Consider the following 12,788-nt stretch of genomic DNA (forward strand, 5'->3'; position numbering starts at 1 on the left):
GGTTCGCCTTGACCCAGTCGACCCCGGCCTGGAACTCGGCGTCCAACCCCATGATCCACAGGGTGTCCAGCGCCTCGACCAGCGACAGCCCCAGGTCGTGGCCCTCGACGAAGAACGACGACGACGTGCCGCTGACCGGATTGATCTCGTCCTTGCCCCAGGCCTTGGCGACATAGCCCCGCCAGGCCCACTGGAATTCGGACCGGACGTCGGCGGCGAGCAGGCCCCACGTCTCCTCGGGCGGTTCGGCGAAGGCCGGGACGGCGGCGGCCGAGGCGACCAGGGCCAGGGCGTGGCGGCGGGAGAGGCGCGAGGGGTTCATGGGGCGACCTTAAGCGTTCATTCCAAACCCTGTCATCCCGGACGAACGCGCAGCGCGAAGATCCCCGACGACAACCTGATGTGGAGCGTGAAGTGGGAAACCGCCCCTCCCCCGCGACCTTTCCGCTGCGTCGCAGCAAAGCCTTGGCGACGACGGGGTTGCTCGTGCTAGAAAAGCGGGCATGAACTCGGGCCGGGCGCGCGACGCCTTGCCCCGCCTCGAACAAGGCCCTCTTACAAGGCTTGCCTGAATGACGGATATCAAGACGGTCGGCGTGATCGGCGCCGGCCAGATGGGGTCGGGGATCGCCCATGTCGTCGCCCTGGGCGGCTATGACGTGCGGCTGCACGATGTCTCGCGCGAGCGCATCGACGCCGGCCTGGCCCTGATCGAGAAGAACCTGGCCCGCCAGGTGCATCGCGGCATCATCGACGAGGCGGCCATGGCCGCGGCCCTGGCGCGGATCTCCGCCGCCGAGGACCTGGCCCTGATCGGCGCCACCGACCTGGCCATCGAGGCGGCGACCGAGAACGAGGAGATCAAGAAGTCGATCTTCCGCAGCCTGCAGCCCCACCTGGGTCCCGACACCCTGCTGGCCTCGAACACCTCGTCGATCTCGATCACCCGCCTGGCCTCGTCGACCGACCGGCCCGAGCGGTTCATCGGCCTGCACTTCATGAACCCCGTCCCGCTGATGAAGCTGGTCGAGATCATCCGCGGCATCGCCACCGACGTGCCGACCTACGAGCGCGCCGTGGCCTTCGCCAAGTCGCTGGGCAAGATCACGTCCAACGCCGAGGACTTCCCCGCCTTCATCGTCAACCGCGTGCTGGTGCCGATGATCAACGAGGCGATCTACACCCTGTACGAGGGCGTGGGCACGGTCGACGCCATCGACACCGCCATGAAGCTGGGCGCCAACCATCCGATGGGCCCGCTGGAGCTGGGCGACTTCATCGGCCTGGACACCGTGCTGAGCATCATGAACGTGCTGCACGAGGGCCTGGCCGACAGCAAGTACCGCCCCTGCCCGCTGCTGGTGAAATATGTCGAGGCCGGCTGGCTGGGCAAGAAGGCCGGCCGCGGCTTCTACGACTACCGCGGGGATGTGCCGGTCCCGACGCGATAGGGCTGGGCGTCTCGCCCCCTTTCTCTTCTTCCCGTCATTCCCGCCACAAGGACGGGAATGACGATAAAATGGATGGGCTGAGAACTGGCAGTCCGAATGTTGACGGTGAAACATCCCAGGCGGCCTGAGGAAATCACGGCCCGGAAAGTCGGGGATTTGGCCGATATCCCCCTAGGGCCGGCTCCCGGATAGTCGCCTCGCGGCGCCCGAGTTGGCGCGTCCGAAGGAGGCGACCATGCCCGGTGGCAAGCCCAACATCCTGTTCATCATGGCCGACGACATCGGCTGGTTCAACGTCAGCTGCAACAACAATGGCGTGATGGGCTACCGCACGCCCAACATCGACAAGATCGCCCAGGACGGCGCCAATTTCACCGACTTCTACGGGCAGCAGAGCTGCACCGCCGGTCGCGCCGCCTTCCTCACCGGCCAGTCGCCGATCCGCACGGGCCTGACCAAGGTAGGCATGCCGGGCGCCAAGCTGGGCCTCAGCTTCGAAGACCCGACGATCGCCCAGTTCCTCAAGAACCAAGGCTACGCCACCGGCCAGTTCGGCAAGAACCATCTGGGCGACCGCAACGAGCACCTGCCCACCGTCCACGGCTTCGACGAGTTCTTCGGCAATCTCTATCACCTCAACGCCGAGGAGGAGCCGGAGTCGCCGCTGTATCCCAAGGACCCGGATTTCCGGAAGCGGTTCGGCCCGCGCGGCGTGCTGAAGTGCAAGGCGACCGACACCGACGACGCCACGATCGACCCGCAGTTCGGCCATGTCGGAAAGCAGGTGATCGAAAACACCGGCCCCCTCTTCCGCGAACGCATGGAGACCGTGGACGAGGAATTCCTGGGCTCGGCGCTGGACTTCATCGATCGCAAGACCCAGGAGGGCGGCCCCTGGTTCTGCTATTTCAACACCACCCGCATGCACGTCTGGACCCACCTGAAGCCTGAATCCCAGGGCAAGACGGGGCTGGGTCTCTATCCCGACGGCATGGTCGAGCTGGACGGCTATGTCGGCCAACTGATGGCCAAGCTGGAGGCGCTGGGCGTCGCCGACGACACGGTGGTGGTGTTCACCACCGACAACGGCGCGGAGAAGTGCACCTGGCCCGACGGCGGCGCGACGCCGTTCCGAGGCGAGAAGGACACCAACTGGGAAGGCGGCTGGCGCGTGCCCTGCGTCATGCGCTGGCCCGGCGTCATCGAGCCCGGCCGCGTGATCAACGACATCACCTCGCTGCAGGACTTCATCCCGACCTTCGCCGCCGCGGCCGGCGAGCCCGACCTCGTGGAGAAGGTCAAGGCCGGCTACGAAATCGCCGGCAAGAGCTACAAGGTCCACCTGGACGGCGTGAACCTGCTGCCGTTCCTGAAGGGCGAGGCCGAGTGCCCGCGCGAGGGCTTCCTCTACTGGAGCGACGACGGCGACCTGCTGGCCCTGCGGGTCAAGCAGTACAAGATCCACTTCAAGCAGCAGCTGGCCGAGGGCATCAACGCCTGGCGCGTGCCGTTCGAGAACATGCGGGTGCCCAAGATCTTCAACCTGCGCTCCGATCCGTTCGAGGCGGGCGAGGTGTCGGTCAAATACGACACCTGGATGATCAACGACGCCAATTTCGTGATGTACGCCGCCCAGCCGATCGTCGGCAAATGGCTGGAAAGCTTCAAGGAATTCCCGCCGCGCGCCAAGTCGGCCAGCTTCAGCATCGACGGCGTGGTCGAGGCGCTGATGCCCAAGACCTAGCCACCAAACTTGTCATCCCGGACGTCGCGAAGCGAAGATCCGGGATGACACTTGCGGGGGTTTCCACGCCTTGGCCGCTCCATGCGGGAAGCATGGGCAGGTCTTCAGCCTTCCCGGCTTGAACAGCTTGATCGCCCGGCGCCGGAGGATTGTCTCGTTCGCCGGCTCGAAGCGCCTTGGCGTAACGCCGTTATCCCCGCTACCTTGACCGTCAGGTTCAGCGCGGGGTGCGGGAATGCTTCAGTCCAGGATGATGTCCGCGCTCGCGGGTTTGACGCTGTCGGCCCTGCTGGCGACGACCAGCCATGCGGCCACGCCGCGCGAGCCGGTGATCGACATGCACATCCACGCCGAGGCCGCCGACGCCGAGGGGCCGCCCCAGCAATACATCTGCACGCCCTTCCCCGCCTGGAAGCCGATGGATCCCCAGGTCGGCGGCGTGGAGGCCTATCTGGGCAGCATGTTCATGGCGCCCGACTGTCCCAGCAAGGTGCGCGGCGCGGCCACCGACGACGAACTTCGCCAGCGCACGATCGCGATGCTGCGGAAGTACGACGTCTACGCCATCGTCGGYGGCGGCTCCAAGACCGTCGAGCGCTGGCGCCAGGACGCTCCAGACCGGATCATGCCGGCCCTGGGCGCGAGCTCCCCGGACAAGCTGCCCTCGCTCGACGCGGTTCGCCGCCTGCACGCCGAGGGCAAGGTCAAGGCGCTGATGGAGCTTACCTTCCAGTACCAGGGCATTTCCCCCACCGATCCGCGCATGGAGCCCTATTGGGCGCTGGCCGAGGAGCTGGACATCCCGGTCGGCATCCACATGGGGCCAGGCGCGCCAGGCATCACCTATTTCGGCGCGCCGGCGTACCGCGCCAGCCTGTCGGACCCCTTGCTGCTGGAGCCGGTGCTGGTCGCCCACCCCAAGCTGCGGGTGTTCGTCGTCCATGCCGGCTGGCCGATGAAGGAGCGGATGATCGCCCTGATGTACGCCCACCCGCAGGTCTATGCCGAGATCGGCATCCTGGCGGGCGTCTATCGGGACGAGGACTTCTATCCCTATCTGAAGGGCCTGATCGACGCGGGCTTCGAGGACCGCATCCTGTACGGCTCCGACCAGATGGTCTGGCCCGACCTGGTGGGGGTCGGGATCGAGCGAATCCGCAACGCGCCGGTTCTGACGGCGGCCCAGAAGCGCAAGATCCTGTACGGGAATGCGTCGCGGTTCCTGCGGATCGATCCGGCGGGGGTGGGCGAAGGCGCAAAGCGCTGACAACGCCCCCTCAGCATTGTCATCCCTGACAAGCGCGCAGCGCGCCGATCCGGGATGACAGCCGCGGAGAATGAAACCCCTACCCCGCCCCCATCGACACGGCGACGTGGTAGGTGATGAACGAGGCCAGATAGGCCAGGCCGGTCATGTACAGGAACATCACCGTCGGCCAGGTCCAGCCGTTGGTCTCGCGCTTGACTACGCCCAGGGTCGCCGCGCACTGCGGGGCGAACACGTACCAGGCCAGGAACGACAGGGCCGTGGCCAGCGACCACTGGTGGCTCAGCAGCTGACCCAGATTGGTGCCGGCCTCGTCGTCGCCGCCCACGGCGTAGACGGTGCCCAGGGCCGCGACGGCGACTTCACGGGCCGCGAAGCCCGGGATCAGGGCCACGGTCATTTGCCAGTTGAAGCCGATGGGTTGCATGACGGGCGCGATGAAGTGCCCGATCCGCCCGGCGAAGCTGTAGTCGATGGCCGGCCCCGTCGCGCCCTCGGGCGGATAGGGGAAGGTCGACAGCACCCAGACCAGCACCATCAGCGGCAGGATGATGCGGCCGGCGCGCTCGATGAAGATCCGGGCCCGGGTCCACAGGTTCAGCAGCACGTTGCGCGGCTCGGGCCAGCGATAGGTCGGCAGCTCCATCATGAAGGGCTCGACCGTGCCGCGCCAAAAGATCTTGCGGATCACGAACGACACCACCAGGGCGCTGACGATGCCGCTGGCGTAGAGGCCGAACATCACCAGGCCCGGCAGGCTGAGCACGCCCCAGACCTTGGTGTGGGGAATGAAGGCGGCGATGATCAGGGTGTAGACCGGGATCCGCGCCGAGCAGGTCATCAGCGGGGCGACCAGGATGGTGGTCAGCCGGTCGTGCTTGTTGTCGATCACCCGCGTCGACATGATCCCGGGGATGGCGCAGGCGAAGCTGCTGAGCAGCGGGATGAACGCCCGGCCGTGCAGGCCCGCCCCGCCCATGATCTTGTCCATCAGGAAGGCCGCGCGGGTCATGTAGCCGCTGTCTTCCAGCACCAGGATGAAGAAGAACAGGATCACGATCTGCGGCAGGAAGACCAGCACGCTGCCCACCCCGGCGATCAGGCCGTCGGTGATCAGGCTCTGGAACAGGCCGTCGGGCAGCACGGCGGCGACGCCGGTGCTGAGGGCCGCGAAGCCCGCCTCGATCAGGCCCATCACCGGCTCGGCCCAGGTGAACACCGCCTGGAACATCACGAACAGCAGCAGGCCCAGGATCAGCAGGCCGCCGACCGGGTTCAGCAGCACCGCGTCGACCTTGCCGGTCACGGTGTCGGGGCGTTCGGCCGGGCGGACGCAGGCCTTGACGATCCGCTGGGCCTCGCGGTGGGCGGCGCGGATCTCGGCCGCGCTCGGCTCGCGCCAGACGTTGTCGTGCTCGCCCTCGTGGCTGATGGCCAGGGCGTCGGCCTTGGCGACCAGTTCCTCCAGCCCGCGCTTGCGGGTGGCCACGGTGGTGACGATCGGCGCGCCGATCTCGGCCGACAGCCGCTCCAGGTCGATGCGCAGGCCCTGGCGCTGGGCGATGTCGAACATGTTGAGCGCCAGCACGAACGGCCGGCCGACTTGCTTCAGCTCCAGCACCAGCCGCAGCACCAGCCGCAGGTTGGTGGCGTCGGCCACGCAGATCAGCACGTCGGGCGCCGTCTCGCCGGCCAGACGGCCCAGCACGGCGTCGCGGGTGACGATCTCGTCGGGGCTGCGGGCGCGCAGGGAATAGGTGCCGGGCAGGTCCAGCACGTGGGCGCCGCGGCCGCCGGGCAGGGTCAGGACGCCCTCCTTCCGCTCGACGGTGACGCCGGCGTAGTTGGCGACCTTCTGGCGGCTGCCGGTCAGGGCGTTGAACAGGGCGGTCTTGCCGGAATTGGGATTGCCGACCAGCGCCAGACGCGCGGGACGGGAAGCGACGGTGTCGGTCAAGACTTCGGGCCTTCGAACTGGACGGTGACGGCGGCGGCCTCGCGGCGGCGCAGGGCCACCCGCATGTCGTCGATGCGCACGGCGATCGGGTCGCGCCCGAACAGGCCCTCGTGCAGCACCTCGAACAGGGCGCCTTCGACGAAGCCCATCTCCAGCAGACGGCGCTCCAGCTCCTCCGGATCGATGGACTCCGACCGCCCGGTGTCACCGCCGACCCGCACGATCACGCCCCGCTGGCCCTTGCGGGCCAGGCTGAGCGGGCTTTCGGCGCCTGAGGAGGCGGGGATGTCGGCGAGTTCGGGAGTCAGGCTGAGAGCGTCGGACATGGTCGCACCGGAAAAACTTGCGAACGATTATCAGTCCAAGGTCACGCTGTCATGCGGCGATTAGGTGGCGGGACGTCGCACGCGCGCCGAACGCTGGGCATGTTCCGCCCCCGGGAGGGGGCATCCAGGCTTCGCCGCTAGTTGATCCACCCGATGGACCGCCTCGCGTCCAACCCGGAAGCTCCGCCGCGCCTTGAGCGGGCCGCCTTCCGGAGATCAGACATGTCGAACGACGCGTACAACCGCACGGTTCTTCCGATGCCGGATCAATCCCGCACGGGCCTGGTCACCTACGACGCCAAGGATCCCGACACGCGGTATCCGCCGATCAAGCAGGTCCGTCCGCCCGAGGGCGCGCCCAATGTGATCGTGATCCTGCTGGACGATGTCGGCTTCGGCGCCAGCAGCGCGTTCGGCGGCCCCTGCCGCACCCCGACGGCCGAGCGGCTGGCGGGCGACGGCCTCAAGTACAACCGCTTCCACACCACCGCCCTGTGCTCGCCCACCCGCCAGGCCCTGTTGACCGGCCGCAACCACCACTCGGTGGGCATGGGAGGCATCACCGAGATCGCCACCGGGGCGCCCGGCTATTGCTCGGTGCTGCGCAACACCGCCGCGCCCCTGGCCAAGACCCTGAAGCTGAACGGCTATTCCACCGCCCAGTTCGGCAAGTGCCACGAGGTGCCGGTCTGGCAGACCAGCCCCGTCGGGCCGTTCGACCAGTGGCCGACGGGCGGCGGCGGGTTCGAGCACTTCTACGGCTTCATCGGCGGCGAGGCGCACCAGTGGTATCCGTCGCTGTACGAGGGCACGACGCCCATCGAAGTGGAGAAGACCCCCGAGGAGGGCTACCACTTCATGGCCGACATGACCGACAAGGCCATCGACTGGATCGGTCAGCAGAAGGCCCTGGCCCCCGACCGACCGTTCTTCGTCTATTTCGCCCCCGGCGCGACCCACGCCCCGCACCACGTGCCCCTCGAATGGGCCGACAAGTACAAGGGCAAGTTCGACGCCGGCTGGGACGCGCTGCGCGAGGAAACCTTCGCCCGCCAGAGGGCCCTGGGGGTCATTCCAGGCGACAGCGTGCTGACCGCGCGCCACGAGCAGATCCCGGCCTGGGACGACATGCCCGACGACCTCAAGCCCGTCCTGCGCCGCCAGATGGAGGTCTATGCCGGCTTCCTGGAATACGCCGACCACCATGTCGGCCGGTTGGTCGAGACGCTGGAGACGCTGAACATCCTGGACGACACGCTGATCTACTACGTGATCGGCGACAACGGCGCCTCGGCCGAAGGCACCATGAACGGCACCTATAACGAGATGATCAACTTCAATGGCCTGGCCGCGATCGAGACGCCGGAGTTTCTGAAGGATCGGATCGACAAGCTGGGCGGGCCGGACTCCTACAACCACTTCTCGGTCGGCTGGGCGCACGCGATGAACACGCCCTACCAATGGACCAAGCAGGTGGCCTCGCACTTCGGCGGCACCCGCAACGGCACGATCGTGCATTGGCCCGGGGGGATCGCGGCCAAGGGCGAGGTGCGAGCCCAGTTCCACCATGTGATCGACATCGCCCCGAGCATCCTGGAAGCCGCCGGCATTCCCGAACCGCTGTCGGTCGAGGGCGTGCAGCAGACGCCGATCGAGGGCGTCAGCATGGTCTATTCGTTCAACGAGGCCGGCGCGGCCGACCGGCACGAGACCCAGTATTTCGAGATGTTCGGCAATCGGGGCATCTACCACAAGGGCTGGACGGCTGTGACGCGGCATAAGACGCCCTGGCTGCTGGTGGGCGAGGACGTGCCYGCGTTCGACGACGACGTCTGGGAGCTCTACGACACCACCAAGGACTGGACGCAGTCGAAGAACCTGGCCAAGGACCTGCCCGACAAGCTGCACGACCTGCAGCGGCTGTGGCTGATCGAGGCGGTGCGCTACAATGTGCTGCCGCTCGACGACGACGTCGGCAAACGGCTCAATTCCGATCTGGCCGGTCGGCCCGTGCTGATCAAGGGCAAGACCCAGCTGCTGTTCGGCAGCATGGGGCGGCTGTCGGAAAACTCGGTGCTCAACATCAAGAACAAGAGCCATTCGGTGACGGCCGAGCTCGACGTTCCAGAAAGCGGCGCCGAGGGCGTGATCATCGCCCAGGGCGGCAACATCGGCGGCTGGGCGGTCTACGCCAAGGCCGGCAAGCTGAAGTATTGCTACAACCTGGTGGGCGTGAAGTACGCCTATGTTGAAGCCGACGCGCCGCTGCCCGCCGGGCCCCACCAGGTCCGCATGGAGTTCGCCTATGACGGCGGGGGCCTGGCCAAGGGCGGAACGGTCAGCCTCTATGTCGACGGCGGCAAGGTCGGCGAGGGTCGGRTCGAGGCCACGGCCCCGATGGTCTTCTCGGCCGATGACGGCCTGGACATCGGCCGCGACACCGGCGCGCCGGTGGCCGAGGACTACCCGCCGCACGGCAACGCCTTCAACGGCAAGGTTCGAGGCGTGCAGATCGCCATCGACGACGAGGAGGCGGGAGGACACGTGGTGTCCCCCGACGAGGCCATCCGCGTCGCCCTGGCGCGCCAATAGGCGGAAAACCGGGCGGCGGCGGTCGTCGGCCGCCGCGGACGGCCCCACTGGCCTTCCCCCGCGTTCACGAACAGATGATGTGTGGTTAAGGCGCGGCGTAATGGCTCACGGGCGTTAATCTGTTCGACTCACGGCCAGCGCGACTCGCATACTGAGCTCGACGATTCGTAGGAATTTCGAATGCGAAGGCTGATGCTGGCGCTGCTGACTGGCGCCTATCTCTGTCTGGCCTTGGTCATCTCCCTCGCCCTGTGGCGGATGGGAGCGGCGCCGGCTGTCGGCCTGGCCGCCTTCATCGGCGCCATGGGCCTGTGCTTCGCCGTCCACGGCGTGATCGCCGGCGTCCTGCAAGGCGCGGCCCTGCGCGTCGACATCGAGACCATCCGCGAGGCCCACGGCATCCTGCTCGAGCAGGTCGAAAAGGTCGACGCCCGCATCACCGGCCTGCTGGAGACCGTCGCCGACGACGCCCAGCGCCGCTCCGCCGAACTGACCAGCGAGGTCCACCAGCTGGAGGACCTGGTCGTGCGCATGAGCGAACGGCTGGAGCACCAGCTGACCTACCAGGTCGAGGTCGCCCGCAGCGAGCCGCGCGGCCGCTCGCCCCAGTCCACCGCCCTGATCGAGACCGTCCAGGACGCCCTGGCCGAGAACCGCGTCGACCTCTACCTGCAGCCGGTCGTCAGCCTGCCCCAGCGCCGCACCGTCTTCTACGAAAGCTTCTCGCGCCTGCGCGACGAGACCGGCCGCGTGATGATGCCGGCCGAATACCTGGCCGTGGCCGAGCCTGAAGGCCTGACCGCCGCGATCGACAACCTGCTGCTGTTCCGCTGCGTGCAGATCGTCCGCCGCCTGGCCAAGCAGGACCGCAAGGTCGGGATCTTCTGCAACATCTCGCTGGCCAGCCTGGCCGACGAGGTGTTCTTCGCCCAGTTCCTGGAGTTCCTGCAGGTCAACAAGGACCTGCACGGCGCCCTGATCTTCGAACTGGGCCAGGCCGCCTTCAACGACCGCGGCCCGGTCGAGGCCCGCCACATGGCGCGTCTCGCCAGCCTCGGTTTCCGCTTCAGCCTCGACAAGGTCACCGACCTGGACCTGGACTTCCAGGACCTAGCCCGCGCCGACGTCAAGTTCCTGAAGATCGGCGCCCAGATGATGCTGGAACAGCTGGAAGAGCAGGACGGCAAGCTGGTCATCGCATCCTTGCCCGACCTGAACGCCGAGGACTTCGCCGGCCTGACCCGTCGCTACGGCATCGAGGTGATCGCCGAGAAGGTCGAGCACGAGCGCCAGGTCGTCGACGTGCTGGAGCTCGACATCGGCTACGGCCAGGGCCACCTGTTCGGCGAGCCCCGCGCCATCCGCGACTCGATCATCGCCGAAGCCGATCCGCCCCAGGACTTCATGCGCGGCGCCCTGCGCCGACGGGCCGGGCGGTAAGGCGCCTCCTCGGCCAACGTAGAGTGTGGTAGGCTGAGCCCATGTCGAAGCCCGAGCCTTCACTTTTCGACGAGATCGACGACGACGCCGAAGCGGCGGCGSACGCCCGCGCCGACGCCGATATCGCGGCAGGACGGGTCATCAGCCACGAGGCCATGAAGCGCTGGCTTCTCTCCTGGGGCACGCCCGATGAAAGCCCCGCCCCGAAGTGCGGCGAGTAATCTGGACGGACGAGGCCCGCGCCAACCTTCTGGCGATTCGGAGCTATATCGCTCAGTTCAGCCCGCTTGCGGCTCAACGATTTTCCCTGAAGCTGGTCGCCGCCGCCGAAGACTTGGCTGAAAATCCGGATCGAGGACGCAGCGTCGGAAACGGTCGCAGAGAACTCGCGCTCATTCGCCCCTATCTGATCCGCTACCGCGTCGAAGCCGATGACGTCTTTATCCTGCGCATCCGGCACGCCGCTCGTAGACCCGACTAGGGGGTCATTTGACCGGCGACGCTCGCCCACCCTAAGGTTGTTTCACATCCAAGGGGGAACATCGTCATGCAAGCCGGACCGCCGCCCGCCTCTCCGCCGCCCATGTCTTCACCCCATGCGGCTCCCGCGCCGAGCACCGTCAAGGGCGCCAGCGCCACGATGACGGTCGTCGCCGCCGACCTGCGGCTGGTGCTGACCAAGGCTCGCCGGGCGGAAAGCGCCATGGTCCGCCACCAGGTGTTCCTGCGCTACGACGTCGACCGCAAGGTTCCGGAGGGCGTCGACCAGCGGACCGTGCAATGCGGCTGGCGGCTGCGGGCCTATCTGCAGCGGACGATCTGCTTCTCGTCGATGACCGGCCTGCTCGGCTGCACCGACCCGGTGTCGGAAGAGCTGCCCACGGGCGAGACCGGCGCGGCCGACCAGGGTCAGGACCCGGCCGCCAGCACCTGCGATCTCAGCTTCGGTCCGGCGCGCGAGGCGCGCGACCGGGTGATCGCCGCCGTCAAGGCCGACGCCCAGGCGAAGTTCGACGAGGACTACGCCCTGAACGTCAAGCCGCAGCTGCTGGCCTCGGGCGTCAAGATCACCCGGCCGAAGTCCTGATCCACCGGATTGTCCAGGATGACAGGTCCAGGGAACACGGCGATATAGCCTCCATGCTGATCGAAGCCACCGACGCCCATTTCGCCGACCTGATCGCCGGGCGCGATCCCGACGGCCTGACCGTCGCCGAGGGCGGAGTCGAGGCGCCGGAGGTGCTGGCCATGCTGCGCGGCCTGTCGGCCGAGGTCGGCGAGACCTTCGAGCCCAACGCCTGGCTGATCGTCGAGGACGGCGAGGTGGTGGGCCTGACCTCGCTGGTCCGCACGCCCTATGTCGGCGACACGGTGATGATCGGTTATGGCGTGGCCGCCTCGCGTCGCCGACGCGGCATCGCCGGGCGGGCCGTGGCCGAGGTGCTGGCCTGGGCGCGGAGCGACCATCGGGTGTCCACCGTCACCGCCGAGACGGCGATCGACAACGGCCCGTCGCAGCGCGTGCTCGAGGCCAACGGCTTCGCGAAGTCGGGCGAGCGCGAGGATGAGGAAGACGGGCCGCTGTTCTGCTGGTCGGTGGGGGTTTAACGCCAGCGTCCAACACCCATCCGTCATCCTCGGACTTGTTCCGAGGACCCCTGGGTCAACCACGAAGAAAGTTGATCCGGGGAGCGGTGAGATCGCAACCCCACTCAAAGGGACTGCTCGGCGGACCTAGGGGTCCTCGGAACAAGTCCGAGGATGACGGGCGTGAGCGTGGATCAATGGGCCGAAGGAAAAAACTGGGGACGCACGCGGGCGCGCGTCCCCAAGGTCCTCCTCCGAGGCAGGAGTCTCAGCGGGCCGCCGCGACCTCGGACGCCGCCGGCGTCTTGGCCACCTGGGCCGGGTTGCACTGCGCCAGTTCTTCGTCCGACAGCTTCACGCCGCGATAGCCGAAGCTGGTGATCGTCCCCAGCTCGCGGGCCAGGCGCTTGCAGCTGCGCAGGGG

13 protein-coding genes are annotated in these 12,788 nt (G+C 67.5%); 9 read left to right on the top strand and 4 right to left on the bottom strand.

The window, feature by feature from the left end:
- Positions 1-322: glycoside hydrolase family 47 protein (locus AC1DZ6_RS07390; RefSeq protein WP_477096550.1), on the bottom strand; the 322-nt coding region annotated here is incomplete at its 3' end.
- 250 nt (positions 323-572) lie between these two features.
- On the opposite strand from AC1DZ6_RS07390, the gene AC1DZ6_RS07395 reads away from it, so the two are divergent.
- From AC1DZ6_RS07395 to AC1DZ6_RS07405, 3 genes are all read left to right on the top strand, one after another.
- The gene (locus AC1DZ6_RS07395; RefSeq protein WP_477096551.1) at positions 573-1,451 is read left to right on the top strand and encodes a 3-hydroxybutyryl-CoA dehydrogenase; all 879 of its coding nucleotides are present in this window, start codon (positions 573-575) and stop codon (positions 1,449-1,451) included.
- Positions 1,452-1,686: 235 nt separating this feature from the next.
- Positions 1,687-3,195, top strand: coding sequence for an arylsulfatase (locus tag AC1DZ6_RS07400; RefSeq protein ID WP_477096552.1), 1,509 nt, complete (start codon positions 1,687-1,689; stop codon positions 3,193-3,195).
- 250 nt (positions 3,196-3,445) lie between these two features.
- Positions 3,446-4,462 (top strand): amidohydrolase family protein, encoded by a 1,017-nt coding sequence (locus AC1DZ6_RS07405; protein WP_477096553.1) that lies wholly within the window; start codon positions 3,446-3,448, stop codon positions 4,460-4,462.
- 79 nt (positions 4,463-4,541) lie between these two features.
- Here the strand turns inward: AC1DZ6_RS07405 and feoB are convergent, their stop codons facing one another.
- Both feoB and AC1DZ6_RS07415 read right to left on the bottom strand, forming a co-directional pair.
- Entirely contained in the window at positions 4,542-6,419 is a 1,878-nt protein-coding gene (gene feoB, locus AC1DZ6_RS07410; RefSeq protein ID WP_477096554.1) for a ferrous iron transport protein B, read from the bottom strand.
- Positions 6,416-6,745 (bottom strand): FeoA family protein, encoded by a 330-nt coding sequence (locus tag AC1DZ6_RS07415; protein WP_477096555.1) that lies wholly within the window; start codon positions 6,743-6,745, stop codon positions 6,416-6,418. Before AC1DZ6_RS07415 ends, feoB begins: the two co-directional genes overlap by 4 nt.
- 222 nt (positions 6,746-6,967) lie before the next feature.
- Here AC1DZ6_RS07415 and AC1DZ6_RS07420 point away from each other — a divergent pair, with 222 nt between their 5' ends.
- From AC1DZ6_RS07420 to AC1DZ6_RS07445, 6 genes are all read left to right on the top strand, one after another.
- On the top strand, positions 6,968-9,337 hold the full coding sequence (locus tag AC1DZ6_RS07420) for a sulfatase-like hydrolase/transferase (RefSeq protein WP_477096556.1): 2,370 nt from the start codon (positions 6,968-6,970) through the stop codon (positions 9,335-9,337).
- Positions 9,338-9,517: 180 nt separating this feature from the next.
- Entirely contained in the window at positions 9,518-10,777 is a 1,260-nt protein-coding gene (gene tipF, locus AC1DZ6_RS07425; protein WP_477096557.1) for a flagella assembly cyclic-di-GMP phosphodiesterase TipF, read from the top strand.
- A 41-nt stretch (positions 10,778-10,818) separates the two neighbouring features.
- Positions 10,819-10,998, top strand: a complete 180-nt coding sequence (locus tag AC1DZ6_RS07430) for a CopG family transcriptional regulator (RefSeq protein WP_477096558.1) — start codon at positions 10,819-10,821, stop codon at positions 10,996-10,998.
- Positions 10,986-11,258: a type II toxin-antitoxin system RelE/ParE family toxin gene (locus AC1DZ6_RS07435; RefSeq protein WP_477096559.1), complete on the top strand. Its 273-nt coding sequence runs from the start codon at positions 10,986-10,988 to the stop codon at positions 11,256-11,258. The genes AC1DZ6_RS07430 and AC1DZ6_RS07435 overlap by 13 nt, the downstream gene beginning before the upstream one ends.
- Positions 11,259-11,324: 66 nt before the next feature.
- Positions 11,325-11,864 carry a hypothetical protein gene (locus AC1DZ6_RS07440; protein WP_477096560.1) on the top strand — a complete coding sequence of 180 codons (540 nt, stop codon included), beginning with the start codon at positions 11,325-11,327 and terminating at the stop codon, positions 11,862-11,864.
- A gap of 53 nt (positions 11,865-11,917) precedes the next feature.
- A complete protein-coding gene (locus AC1DZ6_RS07445; protein WP_477096561.1) occupies positions 11,918-12,385 on the top strand; it encodes a GNAT family N-acetyltransferase in 468 nt (155 codons plus the stop codon).
- Positions 12,386-12,632: 247 nt separating this feature from the next.
- On the opposite strand, the gene AC1DZ6_RS07450 is transcribed toward AC1DZ6_RS07445, so the two are convergent.
- Positions 12,633-12,785 (bottom strand): DUF8200 family protein, encoded by a 153-nt coding sequence (locus tag AC1DZ6_RS07450; protein WP_477096562.1) that lies wholly within the window; start codon positions 12,783-12,785, stop codon positions 12,633-12,635.
- Positions 12,786-12,788 lie beyond the last annotated feature (3 nt).

The sequence above is a fragment of the Caulobacter sp. P1_B12_2 genome (assembly GCF_056406675.1).

Excerpts from the sequence above, each read along its gene's own strand:
- tipF (WP_477096557.1), top strand. The coding sequence starts at position 9,518 with ATGCGAAGGCTGATGCTGGCGCTGCTGACTGGCGCCTATCTCTGTCTG.
- AC1DZ6_RS07440 (WP_477096560.1), top strand. The coding sequence starts at position 11,325 with ATGCAAGCCGGACCGCCGCCCGCCTCTCCGCCGCCCATGTCTTCACCC.
- AC1DZ6_RS07395 (WP_477096551.1), top strand. The coding sequence starts at position 573 with ATGACGGATATCAAGACGGTCGGCGTGATCGGCGCCGGCCAGATGGGG.
- AC1DZ6_RS07400 (WP_477096552.1), top strand. The coding sequence starts at position 1,687 with ATGCCCGGTGGCAAGCCCAACATCCTGTTCATCATGGCCGACGACATC.
- AC1DZ6_RS07445 (WP_477096561.1), top strand. The coding sequence starts at position 11,918 with ATGCTGATCGAAGCCACCGACGCCCATTTCGCCGACCTGATCGCCGGG.
- AC1DZ6_RS07415 (WP_477096555.1), bottom strand. The coding sequence starts at position 6,745 with ATGTCCGACGCTCTCAGCCTGACTCCCGAACTCGCCGACATCCCCGCC.